The following is a 26283-nucleotide window of genomic DNA, read 5'->3' as shown; positions in this document are numbered from 1 at the left end:
AATTAGAGGACTTGTTTGATCTGGAGAACTTCCCAGAGCTCAAGCAGTACATGCCCAAGATGGAGATCAAGGTGGTCGAAGTTGCCTATCTTGAAGAAGAGTTAGACAAGATGACCAGCGATTTCAAGCATGTGGCTAGCTATTTGATCAATCGCAGGAAGAACAAGAACTATCAACCTGACGATCTGGAACTGAAGCACTTTGAAGACTTCATGAATCTGATCAGCGCACTGGATCATGAAGGAGTCGATCAGTTCCAAGAATGGGTTAGCGATAATGGAAACGAAGAGGTGAAGAGCGAAATGATGAACTTTATTGATAGAGCTGAAGCTAGAGGTAGAGATCAAGAGAGATTGGAAGGGCTCAACAACTTGATTATTATCTTAGGTGAATCTGACTTTTCAGATGAACAAATATTCGCCAAGGTTAAATCTAGATATGGCAAATACTTCACTGATGAAGAGATCAAGCAGTTCATGGACGAAGCTAAGTTAGGCGTGTAGCCTGAAACAAATAGAGCAAGTGAATGATACAATTGTGTCATTCACTTGCTTTTTTACTGTTATGAATCAGCGCTAAAAAGCTCCCCCACCAGAGCCTCCGCCAAAACCGCCGGAACTACCAACGGAAAAGCCACCAGAATTGCCAGATAAAGAACTATTGCTGCCAGTGCCATTATATAAAGCCGTATGGATGCTGTTATCAAAGGAAGAGATATTTGTATCGTACATGAAGATTGGGTAGTAAACAAATAATGGATCTAAATCTTGGCTACTGAAGTCTACCCGCAATTGAGCAATTACTTTTTTAGCTAGGCCAAAAGCTACGGCATAGGGCATGACTCCTTCCCAAAAGATTAATTCACCAATATCTTTAGTTTTGAAGTTGCCAATGTCATCAAGCATTTTGACAAAGCCTCTGACTTGATTAGTAGCCAAAATTCCTTCGCTAGTGTAGTAGTTAATTAACTTGTTGTATTTCAAAGTAAAGAAGAGATTGAGCAAAGCCAAGATCAAGACTCCAGCTGATGCAGTAAATGAAATAGTAAGGCCGATTATCCAGAGAAATAGCAGGATAAAGTTAGCCGAAAGGACTCCAGCAGAACTACTAGTAAATGAGTCTAGAGCCTTTTGATCAAACAAATTGCTTGTTATCAGTTTGTTATACTGCCGATCTTGCCATCTAGTGAACTCATCCAATAAGTCCGCTTTTTGAAGCTCTTTAGTGGTAAAACTCTTGCCATCTCCGACTTTAGTAAAAAGATGCTTCAAAAATGGATCAGCTTCCAAAATTTCCGGCTTGAGCAGCTTGATTTCAAAGACAGATTTTTTATCAGTTTGAGAAATTTTAATTTGTCTCTTTCCAGCCAGCTGCGTTAAATATGCACTAAAGGCCCGAGGAGCTGGTCTTTTGCCAGTGTCGAGTATTATAGCGGTGACCGGATCAACCGATGGTATTTCAAAATTATGGGGAATATCTTTTTTATTAAGCGGGGCTGGCCTTTTCTTATTGCGGAAATATTTAACAGTAGAAAAGAGCGTGATTATACCTGAAATAGCGATGCTGACGATTGTATAAATTCGGCTAACGATTCGCCTGTTTTGGCGCTTTCTATTGGCTTCTTTAGCCAATTTTATTTCCTGGGAAATAATCTTTTGCCTGTGCTTTTCATTTCGAATATTTTGATTCTTAGCAGTCAAACTAGTTGGAAAAATTCCATGCAGTTCAATACCCACATCACCAGCTAAATCATTTTGAGATAGGATTACACGCCCTTTTTCAGGGCTAACCTTGATATTTCCGGTAAGAGGGCCATGTGCCCAAGCTTTAAGACTTGGAACAGCCTTTCCATTTGAAAAGTCAATAGTTGCCGTTACATGATCAAGGTCAGTATCCCAATTGTTGCCAATTATCTTAAAGTTCAATTCCGCCGTATCTTGCCAATTGATTACGGCGTTGCTGATTTTATATTGATAAATAATGGAAACTTTATCATCTTCAAAAATCCGATGATAGACCTTAAAACGATAGCCGCTAGTATCCTTGGTTAGCTCGTAGCTATTGTTTTCTCCGCTACCAGGTTTCAACTCGATTAGCTTGCCTTGCTTGTCTTTTAGCATGACTTTTGCCTGAGTTAGCTTTTGGTTCTTGTTTAGATTTTGCCGATAGTAAAGGCCGCGTGCATCGCTGTCAAAGTAGTAATCGACCTGCCTGGTCATGCTGAGTGAGCCATCGCGATTAACTTTGGCGTGAACTTTTAAATTGTTAATCTCATAGCTGACGTCAGCTTGTGCTGGTCGCGCATAAAGGCAGACCAATAGCAAAAATGCAAAGAGCACTGAGATAATTTTACTTATCTTTTTCAAAATTTGACCTCTTTCTAAGTAGCTCTGAAAACGTATAAGCAAATTATACCAAAAAAGCAGCCCTAACATTAGGACTGCTTTCTATTGCATAAGTTCAATATCAGTAGGTTTATTCCAATCGGCAGGCAATTTTCCTACTTCTTTTAATTTATCAACAATTTGATCAAGCACGATTTCACGGTCTGCTTCTGAGGCAATAAAATCTAACTTGTCGCCATCAATAACCATTTTTGGTGAGTAATCATACTTTTCGTACCAAGGCTTGTAGTAACTCAATAAGCGCTTGTAATAATCTTCAAGCGTTGCATCATAGCTTAATTGTTCGTAAGGACGGCCACGCTTTTGGATTCGCTTGATCATTGTATCGTATGATACGTCAATGTGAATCAGTAGATCGGGATTGCGCTTAGGCATTCGATCTAGTTCAGCCATCATATTATTGAGCAATTCATAATATGTGTCGACTTCTTCTGAAGTGGCTCTACCAATATCTGCATTCATTTGGAAGAAAAGCGCATCTTCATAAATAGAACGATCTAAGACATTGTTATCTTGTGATAGAGCCGCTTTAATGCTGCGAAAACGAGTATTTAGGAAATAAACTTGAAGCAAGAAAGCATATTTTTCAGGATCTGCATAAAAAAGTGGCAAAACAGGATTATCATCAACGCTTTCGTAGAAAGGCTTAGTTCCTAAATAATTTGATAAAAGACTAGTTAAACTGGATTTACCGGCTCCAATTGGCCCACTTAATACAATAACTGTCATCACGTTCCTTCTTTTACTAATTACAAATTACCAAGTTCGTGTAATTTGAGATCGATTTCTTTCAAAACATCTCGCTTAGCTTGTTCGTCAGTCACGAAATCAAACTTGTCGCCATCGATTCGCATCTTTGGCGAAGCATCGTATTGATCATACCAAGGTTCATAGTAGCTTAATAAGCGCGCATAGTAATCCTTTAAGCCAGGATCAGTTGAAAGTTGCTCGTATGAGCGGCCACGCTTTTCAATACGATTAAGCATGGTATCAAGCGATACATGGATATAAATCAACAAATCCGGCTTTTTGCTTGGACTGCCAGGAGTGTCCTCCATCATGTTGTCAAGCAAGCTGCGGTAGATCTTGAATTCAGTTGGATCCGCAATTTCACTGTCCGCGTTCATCTTGAAAAAGAGGGCATCTTCGTAGATTGAACGATCCGAAACAGTATTTTTTTCTTTAATTGCCTGATTGATTTGAGCTAAACGGTGGTTGAGCAAGTAAGTATTTAACAAAAAAGTATAGCGCTTCATGTCTTTGTAGTATAAAGGCAAGACAGGGTTGCTATCTACTCCTTCGTAGAAGGCTTGCGTACCTAAATGCTCAGCTAGAATACTGGTTAAACTGGATTTACCGGCTCCAATTGGCCCACTTAATACAATAACTTGAATCACGTTCTTTCTTGAATACTAGATATAGTAGGATACTTAATTAGTTTAATACGAGAACAGGCCAGCGACAAGTAAAATTTAAATTTGCTATTTAGGAAAAAAGTCAAGTTATTAGCCCAAACAAAAAAATAAGACGATAAAAACCGTCTTATTTTTCTAGTTTAAGATTAAAGTTCGCTAGCAGCATCCTTGTCAACAATTACAGTTACATCTGGGTGCAATTGAAGAATTGAAGCTGGTACTTCTTCAGTAACTGGGCCGTCGATCATCATCTTGATTGCGTGAGCTTTTTCTTTGCCAAAAGCAAGCAAAACAATCTTCTTGGCATGCATGATGTTCTTAGTACCCATACAAATTGCGCTCTTAGGAACATCGTCGATTGAATCGAAGAAGCGTGAGTTAGCCTTGATGGTGTTTTCAGTCAACTTAACTTCATGAGTACCGGTGTTAAAAGGAGTACCTGGTTCATTGAAGGCGATGTGACCGTTTTGGCCAATACCAAGCAATTGAACGTCGATTTGGTTATCTTCGATTAATTGATCGTATTCTTTGCAGTAAGCGTCTATATCTTCAGCCAAGCCATCAGGAACGTAAGTCTTCTTGAATGGCTTTTGGTCAAAGAGATGCTTTTGCATGAAGTAATGGTAGCTTTGAGGATCTTCTGGCTTTAAGCCTACGTATTCATCAAGATTGATACTAGTCAATTCAGAGCAGTCAAGATCGCTGGCAACCCAATTCTTGTATAAAGTTTCTGGAGTTGAACCAGTAGCTAAACCGAAGTTCTTAGCTCCTGACTTGATTGCCTTTTCAAAAATTTCAAATGCAGCTTTTCCACCTTGAACATTATCTTCTTTAATAATGACTTTCATAATAAATCCTCCTTATTTACTGGTCTAGTCCATTATAAATCGGTATATGCCAATTTGTCAAACCGGAAGAATTTTTCCAAGAAAAAAAGTCCAATCATCAAATTGACGATTGAACTTTTAGAAAATTATTCGCTTCTCAAAGCAATTGCAGCATCCTTTTTGGCAGCTAAACGTGCTGGCAAATGGCCACCTAGCAAGGTTAAAATGGTTGAAATAATAATCAAGCTAATTGCATGAACTGGATTTAGCTGAGCAACATTGGCAAGATCGGTCAGCTTGTAAATGAGGCTGTTGATTGGGAAGGTGAGCAGGTAGGCGATTACTATACCTAGTACACCAGCAAAAGTACCCAAAATGAAGGTTTCGGCATCAAATACCCGGGTAATATCTTTTTTGCGGGCACCAAGAGCCTTGAGTACGCCGATTTCTTTGGTTCGCTCTAACACAGAAGTGTAAGTTAAAATACCGATCATGATCATTGACGTAATCAAAGAAATAGCAGCAAAGGCAACCAAAATAGTAGTAATACCGCCAAGCAAACCACCAGTCATCGTTGTTACAGCGCTTGAGAGGTCAGTGTAAATGATTTGATCCTTCTTCTTTTTGCCATCGTTCCACTTGTCTAAGTAGTCTAAGACCTTGTCTTTAGAATCGAAGTCATTTGGATAGATCATGATGCCAGTTGGAATTGAGCTAGCGCCAAGAGCTTGCAAGATAGATTCTTTTTCATTCTTGGCCAAATTTTGTCCGGTTAAAACGTTAACCGAAGACTTTCTTTGGGCCTTAGCAACTTCAGAATTTCGATTGAGCTTGATTGCTAATTGAGAAAGTTGATCGCTATAAGCAATTCCAGTTGAAAGTAGCTGCATAGAATCTTCATTCTTAGGTCTGATGACTGCGACTAATTTTAACTTAGTTGCTGAATCATACATGCTTTGGCTAACTTTTTTAGGAACAAATATCCCAGTTGGAATCTTTTGGTAGTAGTCATTATTTTTAACTAAAGCAAATTTTTGATTGATCAAATCTGCGTACTTGAACTTCTTGTTGTTTTTGACAGATAATCCTAGGTTCTTCAAGGAATTGATATTAACCGTATTGCGATTGTCAGCAACAAGGACTAGGTCGGTTGCCTTCTTAGGCCAGTTTCCGGCTAAAAGTTGGTAGTTTTGCTTTAAAAATGATCCCTTATTTTTGCTCAAGCTAGTTGGAAAGACGCTAGAGCCGATGCCCATAGTCGATAAGGCTTGGCTGCGCATAGCAAGAGCGCTAGTAGAAGAATCTGGATCAGAATTAGAAAATTGGATTCGTTTGATTTTGCCACTATTATTGGATAATAAGTTCAGATTAACGCTTCTTTGGTAAGAAACGTTGTTGGCATATTCCGGATTGATCTTTTTAATATAGTTCACGTAGCTTTGAGTTATTTTATTGGTATGGGATGCCTGCTGGTTAGCGTCTTTTTCAGCGGTGATGTAGCCACGATTTTTGACGTTTTTAGTTGATAGCTTTCTTTGATTTGCGCTAGTAAGATCTGTTGCACTAGGCGTGATCGCGATTGGGTACTTAGCTAAGGCCTTGCCCATGGTGGTGTCAATTTGCTTTTGGAAACCATTTGAAATCGCCAAAACGACCGCAATTGAAATGATTCCGATGCTAGAAGCAAAAGCTGTTAGCAGAGTACGACCTTTTTTGGTCATAATGTTGGTGAAACTCAATTTAACAGCGTTCCAATAGGACATCTTGGTCCGCTTGAGCTGAAAGTCATTGTCTTCTTGGGTTTCGGCAAATGGATCAGAGTCATTGAGGATCTTGCCGTCTTGGAAATTGACGATTCGGTTGGCATATTCGTTAGCTAAATCAGGATTGTGAGTAACCATGATTACTAGACGATCTTTAGACAGCTTCTTGATCAATTCCATAATTTGGACGCTGGTTTCGGTGTCAAGGGCACCCGTTGGCTCATCGCACAATAGGATATCTGGATCATTAGCAATCGCCCGGGCAATCGCAACTCTTTGCATTTGACCACCAGAAAGTTGGTTAGGGTTTTTGTGCATGTGATCCTTCAAGCCGACTTCAATCAAGGCATCGATTGCGCGCTTGTGGCGCTCTTTAGCGGAAACGCCCGACAAATTCATCCCCAATTCAACATTGTTGATGATCGAGAGGTGGCTAATCAAGTTATAGCTTTGAAAAACAAAGCCAACTGAATTATTGCGATAGGCATCCCAGTCAGTCTCCTTGAAATTCTTAGTTGACTTGCCATTGATGACCAAATCGCCGCTATCATAGCGGTCAAGGCCACCGATAATATTCAACATCGTAGTCTTTCCGGAACCACTTGGACCCAAAATCGCTACAAATTCTCGATCTCTAAAAGAAATGGAGACATCGTCCAAGGCCTTAGTGACGGTATCTCCAACATGGTATGATTTTCGTAGATTTTTTAGTTGAAGCATAATTATTACCTTTCATTGTTTGTCAAATATTTTAACATAAAAACAACGAAACTAATAACTAATTACTTTTAAAACAGAGTGATTAGGGCAGTGAAGATGGCATAAGCTGCAAATAAGCCTAGAATTGTAAAGTGAAGCTTCTTATGCATTACAAATACGCCAGCAAATTCGCGGATAATTGCATTTGGCAAAAAATATGGCCGAGTGTATGAGCCAACTCCATCGGCATTTAATCCAACTTGTCTAGCAAGAAGGCCTGCACGATAGATGTGGAAGTTGTTGCTAAAGAATTTTGCCTTGAATGAATTGCTGCCGAAATCCTGACTGGCAATATTTTTAGAAAAGAGCATATTTTCGTAGGTATTCTTAGACTTGTCTTCGAGCAAGATTTGATCAGCTTGAACGCCTTGGCTGATGGCATAGTTGTACATAGCTTGCGCCTCAGAGATTTTTTCATTGCCACCTTGACCACCAGACATAATGATTTTAGGATATTTTCTACCTTTAGCAGCCTGTTTTTGGGCAAATTGAATCGCGCGATTGATTCGACTTGCCAGCAGAGGCGTAACGCGTTCGCCGTCGATTAAACCTGCACCTAAGACGATTAAGTAATCTTGGTGGTAGCGGCGAGGAATAAATTGATACAGCAATAAGTTGACCAAGAAGTTATACATGATTAAGCCTAAATATCCCGCAGTTAAAGGAGCAAAATTAAGCAATTCAATGAGCCATTTAGGCAAATAGCTAGCTGGAGCTGATAGGGTAAATAGCCATGCGACAATCATTCCTAGACCAAGAAAAAGCGTAAGCAAGTTTGGCAAGGTGTGACTTTCCCTTTTCCAAACAAAGTAGGCATTCCATAGACAGAAAAGCCAAGAAAAGGTTGTTACTAAAATAATTGCCAAAATCAGAATGGCCAAGATAGCAGCATAAATAATTTGGAGCGTGCGATATTGCGTGGCATAGACAATAAAGGTTAGCCAAGCACCTAATAGCAAGATAAAAATCGTAAATAAAACCCCATTAATCCAGCGCCAAGGTCCAGTTAGCCAAGAAGCTAGAAAAAAGATCAAGGACATGACTAGAAGGATTGAAAAAAGACTGAATTCACGGTTGTTTTCAAAAAAATGCAGTAGATTATTTAAAGAAGCCATAAAACCATCCTTTAGATATTTAGAATCAATTCCATTATAATAGAAGAAAGAAAAAAATAGTTATTATAGGTGATGAAATGAAGAAATTTTTTGACTATTTAGGAAAGTTCGGCGCAATGCTTTTGGCATTTGGGCTATATAGCGTAGTGCAAATGTATTACTTCTATCCTCAAAAAGTTCAGATACCAATGAAGGCGTTGGTGATTGCTGTCTGCACGTTCTTTGACATTGGCTTGATTATTTGGATGTATCGCCGGCAATTGAAAAAGCAAAATGAATGGGGGTTTGATCAGGAACCACACTGGCAGCTTAAGCGGATTGGAATTGCCGTATTAGGATTTTTCTTAATTGTGATTCTGGGAGCATTGACTGCCCAACTAATTGGAGCAGGTAACGGAACTTCTGCCAATCAAGCAGCATTAGAAAAAATTTCTAAACAAAGTGGACGGATGTTTCCAATTTTAGTTGTTTTTCTTGGGCCAATTTGCGAAGAAACCATCTTTCGAGGGATGTTTTTCAATACCTTCTTTAGAAGACCAACGAAGCTAAATAAGGTTTTGGGAATTATTGCTAGTGGTTTTGTTTTTGCGTTTTTACATGATCCAACTTTGAGCAAATACATTTTTATTTACTGGGTTTTAGGAATTGTTTTGGCTTGGGTATATATCACGACCAGAGATTTGAGATACTCAATTTTGGTACATATGTGCTATAACGCTTTAGGCTTTATTTAGTTTCACGTGAAACCAGAAAATTGTACCCTTTATTGTGATACCATTTTTAATAATTATTAACTTATATTTTTATAATATTAAATAAATAAGTGTGTGGATAAAGCAATACTTATTTTTTACTTTGTCGGCGCTTGTTACCGGTATTGGTTTTGCTTGGTTCAGTAGCAATGTGGCCAAGGGTGTATTGCAAATCGGGGTATTGGTTGTTTATATCTCGATAGTTGGGTATGTTTCAACAAGTATGGCTAGATTGGTTGAGGACAGTAGTCTTTTGTATGATTCTTTGCTTTGGATTGAAAAGTACTACAAGTTCATGGCTTATCAGGATAATTTTCAACTCGGGATGGACAACTTCCCTGAAAATTATCAAGTTTTACAAGTAAATAACCTCTCTTTTACATATCCATTTTCTGATACAGAAGTTTTACATAATATAAGTTTTAAAGTAAATCGTGGCGAGAAAATTGCAATAGTAGGGATGAATGGATCAGGAAAATCTACTTTAGTTAAGTTGCTAATGAGATATTACGATCCTACTAGTGGTAATATTCAATTTGATCAGACTGATTTACAAAAGATAAATTTACAAGATTATCGAAATAATTTATCTGCTACATTTCAAGATTATTCCAAATTTAAACTGACGCTTGCAGAAAATGTAACCGCAGCTAGAAGGATTAATTTTAATAAGGTGAAAGAAAGCTTGAAAAAAGCCGGCTTATCAGATGACTTTGTAGATCGAGTAGGCTTTGATACACATGAAAAGCTATTGCAGTCAAATAGTGAATATCAAAAAATGTATCAGTTACAAAAAGATGCATACCTATAAAAATAAGCAGAAAAAACCCAGCATGACTATCAAAACGTTAGATAGTTCATGCTGGGTTTTTGCTTTATAATTCTTCGTTTGCCGAAAGATTCTTCTTAATGTAGTAATTCAGAATAAATGGTGAAAGTACCGTCGTTACGATAATTACCAAAATCAAACTTGAATAAATATCTTGTGGGAATAGATGATGGGAGATTCCAATTTGTGCCACGATCAAGGCTACTTCTCCACGAGAAATCATCCCTGCACCAACAATACTGCCTTCATTTTTACTGAAGCCAAATAATTGGCTAGAGTATTTTCCGGCCCAGAACTTTGATAAAAGGGCTAAAATCGTCATTACGATGATAAACCAAATATCCTTAATGAAACTAGCAAAAGTCATTGAAAGTCCGATATCCGCAAAGAACACCGGGATAAATATGGAGTAGCCGATTGCTGAAACAGATGAGTTAACTTCTTTATATTGAGGAGTTTGTCTGATTGCCAATCCTCCGAAAAAGGCCCCCACAACGGCTGATAGGCCAACAAAGTCTGCTGCCCAGGCCATAGTTAATGCTAATACTAGCGAGCCGATTACGACAGAGTAGTCGACGCTGATTTTTTCAGCTATCTTCATAAAGTAAGGCGCAACGAACTTGTAGATTGCCCAAACTACGCCGAAGTAGGCTACTTCAATGATTAAGTTCAAGAAGAAATTGCTAGTCAAGCCGCTTTGTCCGCCTTCATGACTGAAAGTCGTAAAGAGGCTGAGGACAACCACGGCTAAAATATCATCAACGACCGCTGCTCCTAAGATAGCTGTTCCGGCTCGAGTGTGCAACTGGCGAGCTTCTTGCAAAACTACTACCGAAATCGAAACGCTAGTTGCCGCAAAGACAATACCAATAAATAATGCCTCAAGTGGCTTCATGCCAAAGGCATAGCTAGCAAGACCAGCAAACAAAACTGGTAAGACAACGCCGACTGCAGCGACAGTAAAACTGAGCTTGAAGTATTTCTTCAATAAATCAAGATCACTTTCTAGACCGGCTAAGAACATCAACAAAATAACGCCGAATTCGGAAAATAGGCTGATGATGTCATTTGATTTGACCAAGCCCAAAATTGCTGGTCCTAAGAGGATGCCCGACAGCAACTGACCGATAACCGCAGGCATGTTTAACCTTGAGAATAATTGTCCAAGCAAGGTTGTGGTTAGCAGAATCAAAATCAATTCTCCCAAAAAATGCATGTCACTCATCCTTTCTTTCTCATAAAAAAAGCTTCCAAGTATCCGTCTCCTGACCCAAAGAGACTGAAATCTTGAAAGCTTTTATTGTCTAAAAACCCAACCGCTAATTATTAATATGCATAGGTACTATTCTAGTATTGTTTATTATTTGATGCAAATCTAATGCTTATTCTTTTCCTTGTTCTGCAGCGCTAGGCTCAGTCTTGGCAAGCAAGGCAAGAGAAATGGCGATCAAGTCGACAACTTCTTGCAAAATCGCTCCGATAAAGGCTGGGATAACGCCAGTTGCAGCAATAACTTCAAGGATAATAACGATAATAATGGCGGTAATAACATCGATATTGGCAACTCTCATTGTATGCTTACCAATGGCAACAGCATCGTTGATCTTGCTCAAATCGTTAACCATGATAACCGCATCGGCACTTTCGCTGGCTGCAGTAGCACCCTTAGCACCCATGGCAATACCAACGTCAGCTGCCGTCAAACTTGGCGCATCGTTAACGCCGTCCCCAGTCATTACGACAGGGCGCAATTCTTCAGGAACATTGCGAATCGCTTCGATCTTTTGCTTAGGTAATAGTCCTGCGCGAACTTGGGTAACGCCAGCAGCCTTACCGATTTGTTCAGCGACATTTTGGTGGTCACCTGTTAGCATCATGATTTCCTTAGCGCCTTGTTTGCGCAAGCGAGCAATCGTATCAGCTGTTTCAGGGCGAATCATGTCCTTGAAGGTTACATAGCCGGCAAATTTGCCATCAATTGAAATAAAGATAGCAGTAGCATCAACTTGTGGTTTTTCTTCATTGCCATCAGTTACAAATCTGAACTTACCAACCTTAACTAGCTTGCCATCAACTTTACCCTCAACACCTTGAGCAGTAGTTTCCTTCAAGTCTTCAACGCGCTTGATCAAACTATCGTCAGTGTGCACTACTAATGAAGTGGCAATGATGTGACTAGATTGTTGTTCAACGCTGGCTGCGAGGCCTTGAATTTCAGTCTTGTCAAAGCCTTCCATTGGAATAACTTCGCTAACTTCAAGCTTGTTTTGAGTTAAAGTACCAGTCTTGTCAAACGCAAAAGTCTTAGCGCGAGACAATTTTTCCAAAGTTGGACCAGACTTAACAATGATGTGGTGGCGAGACATAGCGCTCATTCCGGAAATCAAAGCAACCGGAGCAGCGATCAACAATGGACATGGCGAAGCGACAACCATAACTTCCGCAAAGCGGGTGAAGTTCCAGCCGCTAACACCAGCTGCGACCAATCCTATTACCAGGGAAATAATTGTAAATGGTACCGCATAGCGGTCAGCCATCTTAACGAATTTGGCCGGTTGTGCTTGAGAAGACTTAACCAAAGCAACGATTGATTGATATTCGGAATCCTTAGCTAAACGAGTGACTTCCATTTCAACCGCAACATCGCCGTTGATTGACCCAGACATCAAGTCATCGCCAACCTTCTTGTCAACTGGAATAGATTCACCAGTCAATGATGATTGGTCAAAACTGGATTCGCCCTTTACCACAACTCCGTCAACTGGAACTTGTTGTCCTGGAGTGATTAGAACGTGGTCGCCAATTGCCAAATCATCAACCTTAACTTCAACTAAGCTGCCGTCAACCATTTTGTTGGCAACGCGAGGTGAATTGTTAAGTAAAGACCGCAATTCTCGGTCGGCTTGACTAGTGGCATAGTCTTCTAGCGTTTCTCCACCAGTTGCCATGACTAAAATCATCCAAGTAGCCCAGTAGTCGCGAATGAGCATAGTTGAAACGATAGCAATAATTGCCAAAATATCGATTCCCCAGCGACCACTCTTGAGGTCTTCATACATTTCCATTGCCATTGTAATAGCCATGTAGACCCCAAAGACATCAATTAAAACTTCAGCAATAATTCCTTGACCCAGAGCAAAAGCACAAAAGGCGCCAATTGCTCCTAAGAATAGAACAAGGAAAAATTTCCATTGATTCTTTAACATATAAGCATCCTCCGAAATAGGCTAGATAAAAGTTACATATATTATTTTATCACTCTGCTTTTCAGTTGCAACTTATAATGATTCTAATTTACTTGATGCGCTTAACCTCATAATTTTTATCAAAATTGTGCACAACATAGTTAAAGGCTTTGATCCATTCACGTCTAGTTAATAGTCCTTGGAAAACCCCGCGGTCATCGACTACTGGCAAGAAAGCATTATCGATTAATAAATGAAGCTGAGTTTCTAGCGTGGTTTGGACAAAGTTGATTTTGTCGAACTTAGTTTGCATGACGTCTTTGACTTTCAATTGATTCAAAGGATCAATCGAAATCTCGCTAGTTGTTAGCATTTTGTCGGTAATCATGGAAAGAGACAGCAAGCCGACTACCTTATGGTCCTTGTCCAAAACCGGAATCTTTGAATACTTGACCTTAGTTAGAATCAAAAAGGCATGGTAAAGTGGATTGTCTTCTTGAACAAAAGCAATTCTAGTTGCTGGAATCAAGAATGCGCCGGATTTTTCCTGAATCAAGTGTTTAATAGATGGTGAAAACATAATAACTTCCTTTCTGAGTTCCATTTTACTAGACATTTTTGCAAAAAGAAAAGGCCCGCTGATTAGCGGACCTTGGTTAATATCATTTACTTTGGAGGAGTAAGAATGAATGAAATAAAAAAGTGGGAGTATGTGTTGTAGCAAGTTCTACCACCTCGCTACGTTTTATATAATAGCTGAAAAGTGTGAAGTAATTTTGCCGAAAATCTTATGATTTTCTAAAGATGACAAATTATTCTTTTGCCCAGAAAAAAAGCTCGCCACCCGGCGAGCTACATTATTATCATTTACTTTGGAGGAGTAAGAATGAATGAAATAAAAAAGTGGGAGTATGTGTTGTAGCGAGTTCTACCACCTCGCTACGATTTATATGATAGCTAGAAAGTGTGAAGTAATTTTGCCCAAAATCTTACGATTTTCTAAAGATGGCAAATTTTTATTTTTAACCAGGAAAAAGGCCCGCCGATTGGCGAGCCTCATTAGTTTCATCTACTTTGGAGGAGTAAGAATGAATGAAATAAAAAAGTGGGAGTATGTATAGTAGTAAGTTCTATTGCCTTGCTACGATTTACATCCTAGCCTAAAATTTTGAAGAATTATTAGCTAAATATTTACGAATTTCTAAAGAATTTTCTGACTTTTTATAAAGGCAAAAGAAAAGCTCACGTACACCGTGAGCCGAAAGGGATAGATATGAAATTGGCCAAAGGCCAATCTTTTTATTTTCATTATTTACTTGGAGGAGTATGAATGAAAAACAAAAAGTTGAGTTACAACGGATGAGAACTGTCTCCTCATATGTTGCAACTACATATTAATATCAATTTGTGAATTTTGTGTTACAAATTGTTATCTATTGCTTTAAATTTGTAAAATTATCTTTCAAAATCTCTTTTTGGTATCTTAGCTCAATTTGGTAAAATAAGCAAATAGATATTACGGAGAATTGAGGATAGTCATACTTGAAGAGAATCAGTAGAATTGTAATTGATATTATTATAACCATTGCAGTTTTGGCAGGGCTTGGTGCTGCTGGCTTCTATGGCTATAGTTGGTACCAAAAATATCAAATGGAAAAAAACCGCCCAGCTTTGGTCAAGGCAAAAGATGGTACAAATATCAATCCAGCCTGGTACAGCAGCAAAATTTACCATCAGCAATTGCGTAGCAAATATTCTTTCATTAATAAAGTAGCTAACTATGTGCCGCCAAGAACTTGGGTGGGCAAAGATACGGTTATTCCGGGCTTGCAGACAACTAAGAGCTATAATTTTGCCAAAAAGAAAATGGGCATCGCAACAGCAATGACTCCCCAGGGGTTAGCAGTCGTTGACAAATACTTGTTGATTAGCGCCTATGACGGCGACCACCGGCATGCTTCAGTAATTTATGTTTTGGACAAAATCAAAGGCAGCTACATTAAGACTATCCAAATTAAGGGCCGGCCTCATCTTGGCGGCATTGCTTATGATCCAATTGCCAAAAATATTTGGATCACTGGCAGTATGGGAACGTCTTCTGCCTTAATGTCTTTTTCTTTAGCTAAATTAAAGGCCTATAAAAAAGGCTCAAAGATGCCGATTAGCTATAACCATGAAATTTCTATTCCAACGCTAGAACGTGCTTCAACGGTATCTTATTATGACGATCAATTGTTTGTTGGCTTTTTCAACATGTATGGCCGGGGCAAGGTAGCTAGCTACACGATTTCTCGCTCGGGCTCAAACGCTGGCTCAATTACCAATAATGAGATTAAGTCAGTTACTGGCAATGTTAGCTGGTCTGATCCTAGCGGCCAAACAACCATGAATAAACAAATTCAAGGGATTGCTTTTTACGACAATAAAATTTTCTTAGCTCAATCCTATGGTAGCCAGAATTCCAAGCTATATATTTTCTCATCAACTGCTTTGAAAGCTTTAGATGAAAAAAATGCCGAAAGAATCATTGATATGCCACCATATTTAGAGCAAATTACCACTTATCGCGGTCAACTTCTATGCATTTTTGAGTCAGCTTCCAAACAATATGCAAGACCAGAAATAATGGTGATGGATCGGATTTTGTCAGTTAATATCAATTCTTTATTTGGAATTTGATCTAGTCCAATGCGCCTGATTTTCTACTGATTTGCTTAATTTTCTTAAAATATACATAAGACCTTAACCACATACAGTAATTTGTAGTAGTATAGCTAATTGACGGAAGGATTATTTAGGAGGAAATATGAAAAAAACAAAGGAAGTCGACTCCAGGGGCAAGCGGATTGCAATGTTTGCCTTGAAGACAGTCGCATACTTTGCAATTCTTATTGCCTTGATATATTTGTATGAATATAGTGGACTAAATTCCGTTCACTTTATTTATAACGAATTCTAAGGCGGGGGTGCAAGATATGATTAAAGATGTAATTAAAACAATAGATGAAATTGCCGAAAAAGAGCCCGATCGCGTAGTTTATGACTACTTAGGTCAAACCAATACTTATGGTGAATTGAAGAAGCGTTCAGACGCTTGGGCTCACAAATTGGCTAGTTTGGATCTTCCAGAACATGATCCAATCATGATCTGGGGTGGACAGACTTTTGAAATGATTGCCAGCTTTTTAGGCTGCGTTAAAGCGGGACATTCCTACATTCCAATCGCCAGCTATTCTAATGCTGAGCGTTTGACCATGATTCAAGACGTTTCCAAAGCTAACTTAGTTCTTGCGATCGATCCTTTGCCAGATATCAATCTTTCCGGGGTAAAGGTATTGGCGCCAGCAGAAGTCCAAGCTGGCGACTACGTGCTTGACCAGGAGAAATTCGTCAAGGGTGATGACAATTTCTACATCATCTTTACGTCAGGGACTACTGGCAAGCCTAAAGGCGTGCAAATCAGTCATGATAACTTGCTCAGTTTCGTCAACTGGGAGCTGACTGATTTTGCTTTGCCAGAGCATCCAAGCTTTTTAGCGCAGGCTCCATATTCATTTGACCTGTCAGTGATGAGCCTCTATCCAGCTTTGGTGGCTGCTGGCAAGTTGGTAGTATTGCCACATGACGTAACTCAAAACTTTGCGCAATTGTTCATGACTTTGCCAAAGATGCAATTCAATGTTTGGGTCTCAACACCATCATTTGCTCAAATGTGTTTCTTGGATAAGACCTTCGATGGTGAGCATCACCCAGATTTGACACATTTCTTATTCTGCGGGGAAGAATTGCCAAGAACTGAAGCAGAAAGATTGAAGGAAAAGTTTCCACAGGCGCATATCTTCAATACTTATGGTCCAACGGAAACAACAGTAGCCGTATCCCAAGTAGAAATTACTGATGAAATTTTAGCTAAATATGACCGTCTGCCAATTGGCCGAGTTAAAGAAGATACTAAGATTACCATTGATGAATCCAAGGGCGAAAATCCTGGCGAAGGCGAAATCATCATTAGCGGTCCTAGCGTTTCCAAGGGCTATATGAACAATCCTGAAAAAACTGAGGCAGCCTTTTTCAAGCAAGAAAATGATGAATATGCAAGTTACCGAACTGGAGATGCTGGATTTTTCGATGGGGATATGCTCTTTTACCGGGGAAGAATTGACTTCCAGATCAAGTTCAACGGCTATCGAATCGAGCTTGAAGAAATCAATTTCTACTTATCTAAGAATGAATTGGTTCGCTATGGCGTAGCTGCACCTAAGTACAATAAAGAACACGCTGTTCAACAAATCGTCGCCAAGATCGAACTTAAAAAGGGAGTTCGCCGCAAGTATTCTGATGCAGAATTGACCAGAAGAATTCGTCAAGACTTGACCAAGGACTTGATGCCATACATGATTCCGCAACGATTCATTTACGAAGATTCTTTGCCTATTTCACAAAATGGTAAGGTTGATATCAAGGCAGTTATCAAGGAGGTCAATAAGTAGTGAATTTTAATTTCATTAACTTACAGCCTTACTCCAACCCGCAATACTTTATTTACCTATTAATTGCGCTGTTGCCAATTATCATTGGCTTATATTTTGGAAAAAGGCTGAAAAATTATGAGGCGATCTTCTCGCTAGTCTTCTTGTTCTTGATTTTCGATGGCAATCATTGGCAGGAAGGGATCAATCTAATTATTTACCTAATCTATGAATTTTTGATCACTTTCGGCTATTTGCACTACCGAACCAAAAAAGATAGTCCAAACAAAAGTTGGGTCTTCAACTTGGCGGTGGTTTTGGCCATCTTGCCGCTAACGGCGGTTAAGATCTTGATCCAAATGCCTAAAGGAACGGTTCCTTTTGTGGTTGGATTTTTGGGAATTTCTTATATTACCTTCAAGAACGTTCAAGTGATTATGGAAACGCGCGATGGAGTAATTAAGCAAATCGATCCGCTGACTTATGCAAGATTTTTGCTGTTTTTCCCAACCATTTCATCAGGACCAATTGATCGCTACCGTCGATTCAAGAGCGACTATGAAAAGGTTCCTAGCAGAGAAGAATACATTGGCGATTTACAGTTAGCAGTTCGCTATCTCTTCCAAGGATTCTTGTATAAGTTTATCTTAGGTTGGTTCTTTGGAACTTACTTGTTGCCAAAGATTGCCATGAGGGGCTTAATTGCCGGCAATGCGATTGGCGGCTTGAAGTTATCTTGGTGGGTTGTAGCCTACATGTATGTCTACACCATGTACTTGTTCTTTGACTTTGCTGGCTACTCGCTCTTTGCCGTATCGATTTCGCATTTCATGGGCATTCATACGCCAATGAACTTCAATAAGCCATTTATTTCAAAGAACATCAAGGATTTCTGGAATCGCTGGCACATGACTTTGTCATTCTGGTTTAGAGACTATATCTACATGCGCTTTACCTTCTTTGCCATGAAGAAAAAGTTGATCAAGAATCGAATTAGACTGTCACAAGTTTCATACTTTGTTTTATTCTTGATCATGGGCTTTTGGCATGGCTTGACTTGGTATTACATCGTATACGGAATCTACCATGCGACAGCGATCTGTATTAACGATATCTGGCTGAGATTTAAGCGTAAGCATAAAGATCAATTGCCATCAAACAAGTTTACGCAATGGTTTGCCATCTTCTTGACTTTCCAATTTGTTTGTCTAGGGATGCTGATCTTTTCTGGATATCTCAGCCAATTATGGTTTGGATGGCAATAATTTGATTAATAAAAAAATTTGAGAGGTTTAATTATGGATACAAAAGAAGAAGTTTTAGCAATTTTGGAAGAATTAACTGGTGAAAACTTAGCTGATCAAATGGATGAAAACATCTTTGACGACGGCTTGCTTGACTCAATGGCCAGCGTGCAAATGCTCCTTAGCTTGCAAGAAAAGTTTGGCATTGATGTACCAGTTTCAGAATTTAGCCGTGAAGATTGGGATACTCCAGCTAAGATTGTTGCAAAGGTGGAAAGCTTAGAAAATGAGTAATAGACGCCGACTGTGGCAAATTTTTGGCCCGGTTATCTGCGCTTTTATCTTATTATTAATTGTTTTCTTAATACCATGGGATAGAACTTTTTCAAAAGAAGACATTTTTGAAGCTGCCAACTCACAAAATACCACTGTATTTAAGGGGGTAAAAATGAAGCAAGAGGCCTTTGATGATGGCTATGTACCATTTTATGGTTCATCGGAGTTGTCAAGACTAGATCCACTTCACCCTAGTGTTTTAGCTCAAAAATATCACCGCAACTACAAGCCATTTCTACTTGGAGGACCTGGTAGTCAAAGTTTAGTCCATTTCATTGGGATGCAGGGAACTAGCAGTCAATTGAAAGATAAAAAGGCAGTTGTGATTATTTCGCCACAATGGTTTACCAAGCAAGGCCAAAATCCACAAGCATTTGAGTTATACTATTCGCCACTTGAAACGATCATCTTCTTGTTAAATGCCAAAAATACCAAGACCGATCGCTATGCTGCTAAGAGATTGGCTTCAATGCCAACAATGAAGACTGGTGCAATCAAGACTTCCTTGAAGCTAATTGCCCAAGGCAAGAAGCTGACCAAGACTGAGCGTGCTTGGCTTGAAGCTCGTCTTCGCATGCTAGAAAACGAAGATAAGTTCTTTAGCGCCTTCCAATTGCGCGATCGAATTCAAAAGATTAACGATCAAGCTAAATTATTGCCAAATACTTATTCAATTAAGGGATTAACGGCAATCGCCAATGAACAAGCGGCTAAGCATACCAATTCCAATCGCTTTGGCATTGACAACAGATTCTTCAAGACTCGCTTGCCACATAAGGAGTTATCAAAGCTTCGCGGTAGCCAGCGCAAGTTTGACTACGTCAAATCGCCAGAATATAGCGATTTCCAATTGATGCTAGAGCAGTTTGCCAAGCAACATACCAATGTTTTGTTTATTATTCCACCAGTTAACGCTAAGTGGGCTAAATATACAGGACTTTCGCAAAAGATGTATGAGCAATCAGTTGATAAGATTAGATATCAACTTGCTAGCCAAGGTTTTGAAAATATCGCCGATTTATCAAAAGATGGTCACCGCAAGTACTTTATGCAAGATACCATTCACTTAGGTTGGAATGGCTGGATTGCAGTTGATAAGGCAGTCAAGCCATTTATGAGTACGCCAAATGGTCGCTATAACTACGCTATTAGCGACTACTTCTATTCAAAGCATTGGCAAAATCGAACTAAGGTTAAGAAGATCGATTTAACCGATAAAGCTAGTTTAAAAGACAAATAGTGCGCCATGCAATTGATCATCTGGGAGTGAAGGGGTCAACTTTAGTCATTCGCAATGGCAAAACTTGGCTCAAGTTTGCTACTGGTAATCAAGCTGACACTAGTTATTTGATTAATTCAGTTCAAAAGTCGATGACGGCTGCGATGATTATGCGTGAGGTGCAAAAAAGCAAACTGAAATTATCGACTAAGTTGAGTAGATTTTATGGAGCTATTCCAGGAGCTGATAAGGTTCGCATCAGCAATTTGCTCAATATGACTTCCGGGTTAGACTTAAAGCCGGGAGAAGAATTAGGCGAAGATATTTTCAGATCAGACGAAGATAATTTCCAATCTGATATCAAAAAGACTTACTTTAATCCGCGCATGCTAGGAAAATGGCATTATACTTCGGTTAATTATGTCTACTTGTGTGGTATTTTAACGCAATTGACGCATAAGTCATATGAGCGACTATTTAGAGATACTTATATCAAACCGCTTCATTTGAAGCAGACTGAATTTTTCTGGAGTAGCAAGCAAAAGCTGCTTAAGAGCAATTGGGTACCCGGCTATGAAAAAGTAGCTGGTCAATATCAACATGTACCTCACGCTGAGGCGATTAAGGATGCTCATGATGAACTAGGTGCTGGATCCATTGTGATGTCCAACAGCGATTTAGCTAAGGTGATGAGGTTGATTTTAACTAGCAAGTTTTTGACTAAGCAAAGTCGAAAAGAACTCTATCAAAGCACTGCACCGTCATACTATAATGGTGGGTTTTACAATCTGAAGCATTATAAGATGGCTAATGGTGCAGGGGAAGGCTATTATACCTTCTTTAGAAGCACGCACGAGGGCAAGACCATGCTGATAGTGCAGGCTAACCATACGGCTAAAGGCAAGTTTGTAAAAATCAAAAAACGCATCAATCGAATTATGGATTTTATGACCTATTTTGATCGATAAGAAGAAGCGTCTTTGGACTAATTAAGTTCAGGGATGCTTCTTTTTTTGCATGCGAAAGCTAGAAAAATAAATGTTACAATTTTGTTAGTAGCCAGGCATAGGTATTGTATTTTGTACTATTCAATGCTAAAATTTTCATGTACCATCGCTAGAAAGTTTATCATTTTCTCCGGTAGCGAAAATGGTATCTTCTATATGTGGTCAGAGTGATGGTACACGCTGTGTGAGCCTAGTTCCTGTTGTTGGAATTAGGCTTTTTTGATTGAAAAATAAACTTTTTGGAGGATTTATGACACGTTCAGAAATGAAAAGAGCAGCTAAAGATCAGCTTAGAGGCAATTGGCTGTGGGCAGTTGGTTTAAGTTTAGTAGGTGCACTGGTTACCTATCTCTTGCAAGATTTGCAATCGTTTATGGAAACTGGTCATGACAGAATCTACTACATTGTCAAAAATTATCCCTACATTACTGATTATGAGTTGAATTGGGCAGCTGACTTAAGTGGCATTATTATCGGAACTTTAAGTGGCTTGATTTTTTGGGGAATTGCTTATACCATCTTGAATTTCCGCGATCGCGGCGAAAAGCCAAACATCTTTGCCGGAATTTTTTCAGCTTTTAGAGGCGAGCGATTTAACAGTAGTTTTATTGCACTTATTTTGGTTGAACTTTATATCTTCTGCTGGTCATTGCTATTTTTTGTGCCAGGAATTATCAAGAGTTATTCTTACGCAATGACGCCATATATCTTGGAAGATATGTACCAATCAGGCCAAAAGGTAAGTGCTAGCGAAGCCATTACTAGAAGCCGGAATTTGATGAAGGGCCATAAGATGGACTTGTTTGTGTTAGATCTAAGCTTTATTGGCTGGGCGCTAGTAGGGATTTTGACCTGCGGAATTGGCTTGATTTGGATTACGCCATATATTCGGCAAACTAGAGCCAACTTTTACCGGAATTTGACTGACATGGAATAACAAAAAAGATTGATGATCTTCGTTTGGAAAAACGTTGATGCATCAATCTTTTTTGTTGGTCATACCGAATAGGTACATAAATTGACCGAATAAGTACATTTTAGCTATTCGTGAGATTGTAGGTGTAGAATATAAATACGGCTAAGAAATGGCTGAAGTTATGTATTTTAGAAAGGAAAAATGTGAAAATGAAACAAATGGATAATCTATGTGAAGATGACTTGCAGAAAATAGTCGGAGGAAAGATAAGAAGATTGACTCAGTACGTGTTGTATAACACCAAAACTCATAAAACAATCCCTGATTATGGAGCAATTTGGGGCACTACTGCTCGTACAGTAACTAATGGTTGGTTAGAGTACGGTCCTTGGGGCAGTTGAGGATAGATAGGATAGTAGAAAGGCTGAAAACTCATGCAAGACAAGGAACAAGAATTAGAAAAAATGCTGATCAGAGTTAAGCAAGAAGTATCAACTGATGGGGATGCAGCCTGGTTGCTTGAACAAGCTGTAAGCATGATAAAAAGTGGCAGCAGTTTAGACAAGGTTATTTTCACGCTTAACCAGAACCTAAATAATTATTCTCTGACCCATGGTTTTAGATTACCGGCTGGATTGACTGAATTGAAAATTAAGTTGGGTGAAAAGCCTGATAAATGGTCTAATACAGGAGTAACTGGTGCAATTTGAGAAAAAGTATGAATTTATTATTGAAATATAAAGAATATAATTATAATAGAATTACATGAATCGAGATGCTTATAATTGTTAGAACAAAGAAGCCAGAAAATTCTTTCTTGGCAATTCTTATTAACAGCTGTCATAGCAGGATTATTAGCAATAAAGCAAAATATGGTTATAAATATTATCTATTTTTTTGTTGCTATCCTTGCCTATGGATTATTAAAAAAGGGTAATAAGAAGCTGTCCCAAATTTGGGACATAATTGCTATTCCGTATGTTTTAATCCACGTTTATACAGAGCTATTTGCTTTACTGCTTAATGTATCTTCATTATTCTATTTTTTATATTTTGTAGTAATGTTGGCGTGCTTAATCCCTGTTACAATCAGCGATTACGGAAATATCCATAAACCATTGATGCAAATTATATCATCTGTCTGGATAATTATTAATCTTTTCTTAGCTCCACAACCAGTGGTTCATGCTAATGCCTTTATAATTGGTCTAAATAAAAGTCAGCTTTTATTAGGACTTATGTTTGTTATCTATGGATATTTTGCAATCACCAACTGGGGGTATAAATTCTATCTAAACCTGCATATTAAGAATAAGAACTTTGCATACTTTTTAGTTTTACTGGTCACTGCCGGTATTATTTTATGGATCAGCTTTATCAATGCTTTCGCTTCTTCAGCCTTAACTTGGAGCGATGCTTTATGGAACTGGAACTTTGCTTTCATTAATCCGGCTGAATCAGCGCAGATCCCCAACATTTGGCAACTAGTCTTTACATCGGTAAATGCTGGGTTAATGGAGGAAGTAGCTCGCTATGTTTTCGTAATAGCTTTATTAGCTAGCTTAGTGAAGAAACGTAATCATTCATTGATAGCCATTGTCCTATCTTCTGCAATCTTTTCACTATTACATGTCTTAAGTTTCTCATCAACTGACTTCAATCTTGGTGAAGTTGTTTTTAAAATAATCCATGCATTTGGATTTGGCTGTATTTTTGGCTTGCTATTTTTGTACACAGGCAAAATCTGGCTAATTATTCTATTGCACTCTTTTGCAGATTTTATCAGTTTTTCTTTGACTCCATTAGGGTATGGAGGAATGTTGATGACATCTGTAAATAACATGGTTATCTTTTTAGCAATCATCACAATCGTGCCATTACTATTTACAATTTTGATTTTGATGGTACCTAGTGCAAAGGAAGTGATCGATAGGAACATTGAACAATTATTATTAAAACTGTGATATTTGTTGTTTAGGTAATATGAGGTGAAAAATATGTTTTCAAAAAAGACTGTTTTAACGTTTGTGGGTTCTGCATTGCTTTGTGTAGGTGCATCTACTTACTTATCAACTACAGTAAAGGCTGATACTATCGAAGTAGCACCAAAAACTGAAACTATAACTTTAAATCCTAAATCGTTCAGTCCCGAAGCATCAAATAATAATGCTTTATTGGATCAAAAGGTTTATGCCCGTAATCTATGGGACATTGATGGCGGGGCTCCTGCAGGTGATGGTCCTAGAATTTGGGGATCCGGCTATAAATGGCATTGGTGGGGCGCTGTTCACTAAATTTTAGTTGTGCAAAAAAGATTGATGATCTTCGTTTTGAAAAACGTTGATGCATCAATCTTTTTTAATGCATAATTTTTTCGTAAACCACAATAAAAATATACCAAATTTTACTTACTGATTTTTACCGGGTAATTGCTTATAACTTAAACTTCCCACACCAAAAAGAACTATGAAGCCTTGAAAACTCAATAGTTTAACCAGTAAATATTCAATTATGCTGCTAGTGATGGCGATATAGCCTCTTGCATGTACTTCGGGAGGCGGGAAATGAAAGCTTTGGTGAACCTTTCCATCTGCTCTTCTGTCAGTTGGAAGATCTCTTTCACGCTCTCGAACATGGCTTCCACCAGGATCTGAAGGGAGTGATGGAAAGTAATGTCCGCAAGCTCGTCTATCATGCAGTAAAAGAGCTCGCCTATTGTCCTATCATCTTCATCATCTCGCTTCTCAACTGACATGAACATGTAGCGCAGAAAGACGAAAGCCGTATGGGCAGTCAATGCATCATATGAGAGGCCGTGGTATTCAGTACCAAGTTTCAAGAAACTCTTGCAGGTCTTGAAGAAGACTTCGATGTCCCATCTTTTGCCGTAAATTCTGATGATCTCATTTTCATCGATCATCATGTCCGTGCAAATAAGAGCGATCCAATCTTTGCGGTTGGAGCGATTTCTTACGCAGACTATTCTGGCATCAACCTGGGCACCATCCTTGGCAGGATCTCCAACCTTTACAGGGACGGACAAGAGATATCTTGAACGACCTCGCCGCTTCTTGCATGCGCTGAAGATCTGCTTGACGTTCATCCGCTTACCATCGAACTCGTATGTGATCTTGGAACTCTTCTTCACCATGGCAATTACGTTTAGGTCACGTTGCTTGATCTGGACGATCTGATGAGGATTGGAGAACCAAGTGTCAAACATGACGTACTTAGCAGTAAGCCCTGCTTTCAAAGCTTGATCGAGTAGCTGGATAACTACATCGGTCCCCTTTGATTGGGCCATAATTCGTCTTTTGGCCGCGATTGTGCGCTTGTCGATCTTCTTGGTTGTCCCGATGACATTCTGATCATTCTTTGAGGACAAGAGAGATGAAGCGATTGGGACGAAGGAGGATCCATCAGTCCAACCCATGGTCATCATCCGAAAGCCCTTCTTGTAGGTCATCGAAACGTGGTCGAATACTTTGGCAGCCAGCTCAGTCTTCTTGTATCCAGTTCTGGAGTAGAGCGAATCGTCAAAGACGAAGCAATCCGCACGTTGGTCAGAGGTCAGATCTTTCAGATGCCCATTGACGATCTTCTCAGCTAGCAGAATAGTGAAGCGGAGCCAGTTGATATGTGGGTTCTGCATGAATCGATAGTAGGTGTTTTTGGAGAAGCCAGCAGTACACTTGCCAGACTTCTGTTGCATGTACATGCTTCTGTCTCGAAACACATTACTGAAGATGTATGAAAGGATCGACCAAAGAGGGATTCCTTTTGACTTGCGGAGCCCACATCTACGGAGAAGCTCCATAACTTTGTAGTCCTTGAAGAACTTTTCAACAGAACGGGCGATTTTAGGTTCATTTTCAGTATCGAATGATGGTAAACTAGACATAGCACAAGCCTTTCGTTTGATATTGATGATGTTGTGGTTGACTAAATTATATCAAGCGAACAAAGGCCTTGTGCTTTTTTATTGGCTAAACTATTGAATTTTCAAGGTACAAGCCCACTTTTGCAAGTGGGAAGTTTAAGT

Annotated in this window: 24 protein-coding genes, 1 pseudogene and 1 other annotated feature; of the genes and pseudogenes, 15 read left to right on the top strand and 10 right to left on the bottom strand. The window is 39.1% G+C overall.

The genetic code is table 11. The features are described from left to right. Positions 1 to 503 (top strand): annotated as a pseudogene (locus tag BN53_RS09710) (Rpn family recombination-promoting nuclease/putative transposase); the annotation flags it as partial. Positions 504 to 575: 72 nt separating this feature from the next. Here BN53_RS09710 and BN53_RS03565 read toward each other — a convergent pair. From BN53_RS03565 to BN53_RS03540, 6 genes are all read right to left on the bottom strand, one after another. Beyond that, complete coding sequence (locus tag BN53_RS03565; RefSeq protein WP_009559556.1) at positions 576 to 2366, bottom strand: DUF2207 domain-containing protein; 1791 nt, start codon at positions 2364 to 2366, stop codon at positions 576 to 578. 81 nt (positions 2367 to 2447) lie between these two features. Beyond that, on the bottom strand, positions 2448 to 3134 hold the full coding sequence (locus BN53_RS03560) for a deoxynucleoside kinase (RefSeq protein WP_009559555.1): 687 nt from the start codon (positions 3132 to 3134) through the stop codon (positions 2448 to 2450). A 20-nt stretch (positions 3135 to 3154) separates the two neighbouring features. Next, positions 3155 to 3802, bottom strand: coding sequence for a deoxynucleoside kinase (locus BN53_RS03555; protein WP_009559554.1), 648 nt, complete (start codon positions 3800 to 3802; stop codon positions 3155 to 3157). A 164-nt stretch (positions 3803 to 3966) separates the two neighbouring features. Further along, positions 3967 to 4668, bottom strand: a complete 702-nt coding sequence (gene nagB, locus BN53_RS03550) for a glucosamine-6-phosphate deaminase (protein ID WP_009559553.1) — start codon at positions 4666 to 4668, stop codon at positions 3967 to 3969. Positions 4669 to 4793: 125 nt separating this feature from the next. Beyond that, positions 4794 to 7130 carry an ABC transporter ATP-binding protein/permease gene (locus BN53_RS03545; protein ID WP_009559552.1) on the bottom strand — a complete coding sequence of 779 codons (2337 nt, stop codon included), beginning with the start codon at positions 7128 to 7130 and terminating at the stop codon, positions 4794 to 4796. A 68-nt stretch (positions 7131 to 7198) separates the two neighbouring features. Next, complete coding sequence (locus BN53_RS03540) at positions 7199 to 8284, bottom strand: YdcF family protein (RefSeq protein ID WP_009559551.1); 1086 nt, start codon at positions 8282 to 8284, stop codon at positions 7199 to 7201. Between the two features lie 77 nt (positions 8285 to 8361). Between BN53_RS03540 and BN53_RS03535 the strand changes: the two genes are divergently transcribed. Together BN53_RS03535 and BN53_RS03530 are read left to right on the top strand one after the other, a co-directional pair. Further along, positions 8362 to 9018: a CPBP family intramembrane glutamic endopeptidase gene (locus tag BN53_RS03535; protein WP_009559550.1), complete on the top strand. Its 657-nt coding sequence runs from the start codon at positions 8362 to 8364 to the stop codon at positions 9016 to 9018. Between the two features lie 169 nt (positions 9019 to 9187). After that, on the top strand, positions 9188 to 9847 hold the full coding sequence (locus BN53_RS03530) for an ATP-binding cassette domain-containing protein (protein ID WP_238318407.1): 660 nt from the start codon (positions 9188 to 9190) through the stop codon (positions 9845 to 9847). Positions 9848 to 9911: 64 nt separating this feature from the next. Here the strand turns inward: BN53_RS03530 and BN53_RS03525 are convergent, their stop codons facing one another. From BN53_RS03525 to cbpB, 3 genes are all read right to left on the bottom strand, one after another. After that, on the bottom strand, positions 9912 to 11081 hold the full coding sequence (locus BN53_RS03525; RefSeq protein ID WP_009559548.1) for a cation:proton antiporter: 1170 nt from the start codon (positions 11079 to 11081) through the stop codon (positions 9912 to 9914). Between the two features lie 44 nt (positions 11082 to 11125). After that, positions 11126 to 11183: a sequence feature (sodium ion sensor (DUF1646 type); this cis-regulatory element may regulate processes involved in with the transportation of sodium ions), on the bottom strand. 64 nt (positions 11184 to 11247) lie between these two features. Further along, entirely contained in the window at positions 11248 to 13071 is a 1824-nt protein-coding gene (locus tag BN53_RS03520; RefSeq protein ID WP_009559547.1) for a heavy metal translocating P-type ATPase, read from the bottom strand. An 88-nt stretch (positions 13072 to 13159) separates the two neighbouring features. After that, positions 13160 to 13630, bottom strand: coding sequence for a cyclic-di-AMP-binding protein CbpB (gene cbpB / locus BN53_RS03515; RefSeq protein ID WP_009559546.1), 471 nt, complete (start codon positions 13628 to 13630; stop codon positions 13160 to 13162). Between the two features lie 962 nt (positions 13631 to 14592). On the opposite strand from cbpB, the gene BN53_RS03510 reads away from it, so the two are divergent. From BN53_RS03510 to BN53_RS03455, 12 genes are all read left to right on the top strand, one after another. After that, complete coding sequence (locus tag BN53_RS03510) at positions 14593 to 15729, top strand: YncE family protein (protein WP_009559545.1); 1137 nt, start codon at positions 14593 to 14595, stop codon at positions 15727 to 15729. 127 nt (positions 15730 to 15856) lie between these two features. Continuing rightward, positions 15857 to 16009 (top strand): teichoic acid D-Ala incorporation-associated protein DltX, encoded by a 153-nt coding sequence (locus tag BN53_RS03505; RefSeq protein WP_009559544.1) that lies wholly within the window; start codon positions 15857 to 15859, stop codon positions 16007 to 16009. A 16-nt stretch (positions 16010 to 16025) separates the two neighbouring features. Further along, a complete protein-coding gene (gene dltA / locus BN53_RS03500; RefSeq protein WP_040537299.1) occupies positions 16026 to 17540 on the top strand; it encodes a D-alanine--poly(phosphoribitol) ligase subunit DltA in 1515 nt (504 codons plus the stop codon). Continuing rightward, the gene (dltB, locus tag BN53_RS03495) at positions 17540 to 18784 is read left to right on the top strand and encodes a D-alanyl-lipoteichoic acid biosynthesis protein DltB (protein WP_009559542.1); all 1245 of its coding nucleotides are present in this window, start codon (positions 17540 to 17542) and stop codon (positions 18782 to 18784) included. The genes dltA and dltB overlap by 1 nt, the downstream gene beginning before the upstream one ends. 33 nt (positions 18785 to 18817) lie before the next feature. Beyond that, positions 18818 to 19057 (top strand): D-alanine--poly(phosphoribitol) ligase subunit DltC, encoded by a 240-nt coding sequence (gene dltC / locus BN53_RS03490; RefSeq protein WP_009559541.1) that lies wholly within the window; start codon positions 18818 to 18820, stop codon positions 19055 to 19057. Further along, positions 19050 to 20339 carry a D-alanyl-lipoteichoic acid biosynthesis protein DltD gene (gene dltD / locus BN53_RS03485; protein ID WP_009559540.1) on the top strand — a complete coding sequence of 430 codons (1290 nt, stop codon included), beginning with the start codon at positions 19050 to 19052 and terminating at the stop codon, positions 20337 to 20339. Before dltC ends, dltD begins: the two co-directional genes overlap by 8 nt. Beyond that, positions 20339 to 21286: a serine hydrolase domain-containing protein gene (locus BN53_RS03480; RefSeq protein ID WP_009559539.1), complete on the top strand. Its 948-nt coding sequence runs from the start codon at positions 20339 to 20341 to the stop codon at positions 21284 to 21286. Before dltD ends, BN53_RS03480 begins: the two co-directional genes overlap by 1 nt. A 289-nt stretch (positions 21287 to 21575) precedes the next feature. After that, positions 21576 to 22262 (top strand): DUF975 family protein, encoded by a 687-nt coding sequence (locus tag BN53_RS03475; RefSeq protein WP_009559538.1) that lies wholly within the window; start codon positions 21576 to 21578, stop codon positions 22260 to 22262. 197 nt (positions 22263 to 22459) lie between these two features. Then, positions 22460 to 22642: a hypothetical protein gene (locus BN53_RS03470; RefSeq protein ID WP_236695152.1), complete on the top strand. Its 183-nt coding sequence runs from the start codon at positions 22460 to 22462 to the stop codon at positions 22640 to 22642. A gap of 33 nt (positions 22643 to 22675) precedes the next feature. Further along, complete coding sequence (locus BN53_RS03465) at positions 22676 to 22951, top strand: bacteriocin immunity protein (protein ID WP_009559536.1); 276 nt, start codon at positions 22676 to 22678, stop codon at positions 22949 to 22951. Positions 22952 to 23026: 75 nt separating this feature from the next. Next, on the top strand, positions 23027 to 24205 hold the full coding sequence (locus BN53_RS03460) for a CPBP family intramembrane glutamic endopeptidase (protein WP_009559535.1): 1179 nt from the start codon (positions 23027 to 23029) through the stop codon (positions 24203 to 24205). Positions 24206 to 24238: 33 nt separating this feature from the next. Continuing rightward, positions 24239 to 24535 (top strand): hypothetical protein, encoded by a 297-nt coding sequence (locus BN53_RS03455; protein ID WP_009559534.1) that lies wholly within the window; start codon positions 24239 to 24241, stop codon positions 24533 to 24535. Between the two features lie 215 nt (positions 24536 to 24750). Here the strand turns inward: BN53_RS03455 and BN53_RS03450 are convergent, their stop codons facing one another. After that, on the bottom strand, positions 24751 to 26142 hold the full coding sequence (locus tag BN53_RS03450) for an IS4 family transposase (protein WP_009558959.1): 1392 nt from the start codon (positions 26140 to 26142) through the stop codon (positions 24751 to 24753). Positions 26143 to 26283: the final 141 nt, after the last annotated feature.

The sequence above is a fragment of the Lactobacillus pasteurii DSM 23907 = CRBIP 24.76 genome, from assembly GCF_000297025.1.
In the GTDB taxonomy this organism is placed as follows: domain Bacteria; phylum Bacillota; class Bacilli; order Lactobacillales; family Lactobacillaceae; genus Lactobacillus; species Lactobacillus pasteurii.
This window is presented reverse-complemented; position numbering and strand designations above follow the sequence as displayed.

Excerpts from the sequence above, each read along its gene's own strand:
- BN53_RS03560 (WP_009559555.1), bottom strand. The coding sequence starts at position 3,134 with ATGACAGTTATTGTATTAAGTGGGCCAATTGGAGCCGGTAAATCCAGT.
- nagB (WP_009559553.1), bottom strand. The coding sequence starts at position 4,668 with ATGAAAGTCATTATTAAAGAAGATAATGTTCAAGGTGGAAAAGCTGCA.
- BN53_RS03545 (WP_009559552.1), bottom strand. The coding sequence starts at position 7,130 with ATGCTTCAACTAAAAAATCTACGAAAATCATACCATGTTGGAGATACC.
- BN53_RS03540 (WP_009559551.1), bottom strand. The coding sequence starts at position 8,284 with ATGGCTTCTTTAAATAATCTACTGCATTTTTTTGAAAACAACCGTGAA.
- BN53_RS03535 (WP_009559550.1), top strand. The coding sequence starts at position 8,362 with ATGAAGAAATTTTTTGACTATTTAGGAAAGTTCGGCGCAATGCTTTTG.
- BN53_RS03525 (WP_009559548.1), bottom strand. The coding sequence starts at position 11,081 with ATGCATTTTTTGGGAGAATTGATTTTGATTCTGCTAACCACAACCTTG.
- BN53_RS03520 (WP_009559547.1), bottom strand. The coding sequence starts at position 13,071 with ATGTTAAAGAATCAATGGAAATTTTTCCTTGTTCTATTCTTAGGAGCA.
- cbpB (WP_009559546.1), bottom strand. The coding sequence starts at position 13,630 with ATGTTTTCACCATCTATTAAACACTTGATTCAGGAAAAATCCGGCGCA.
- BN53_RS03505 (WP_009559544.1), top strand. The coding sequence starts at position 15,857 with ATGAAAAAAACAAAGGAAGTCGACTCCAGGGGCAAGCGGATTGCAATG.
- dltA (WP_040537299.1), top strand. The coding sequence starts at position 16,026 with ATGATTAAAGATGTAATTAAAACAATAGATGAAATTGCCGAAAAAGAG.
- dltC (WP_009559541.1), top strand. The coding sequence starts at position 18,818 with ATGGATACAAAAGAAGAAGTTTTAGCAATTTTGGAAGAATTAACTGGT.
- dltD (WP_009559540.1), top strand. The coding sequence starts at position 19,050 with ATGAGTAATAGACGCCGACTGTGGCAAATTTTTGGCCCGGTTATCTGC.
- BN53_RS03475 (WP_009559538.1), top strand. The coding sequence starts at position 21,576 with ATGACACGTTCAGAAATGAAAAGAGCAGCTAAAGATCAGCTTAGAGGC.
- BN53_RS03470 (WP_236695152.1), top strand. The coding sequence starts at position 22,460 with ATGGATAATCTATGTGAAGATGACTTGCAGAAAATAGTCGGAGGAAAG.
- BN53_RS03465 (WP_009559536.1), top strand. The coding sequence starts at position 22,676 with ATGCAAGACAAGGAACAAGAATTAGAAAAAATGCTGATCAGAGTTAAG.
- BN53_RS03455 (WP_009559534.1), top strand. The coding sequence starts at position 24,239 with ATGTTTTCAAAAAAGACTGTTTTAACGTTTGTGGGTTCTGCATTGCTT.
- BN53_RS03450 (WP_009558959.1), bottom strand. The coding sequence starts at position 26,142 with ATGTCTAGTTTACCATCATTCGATACTGAAAATGAACCTAAAATCGCC.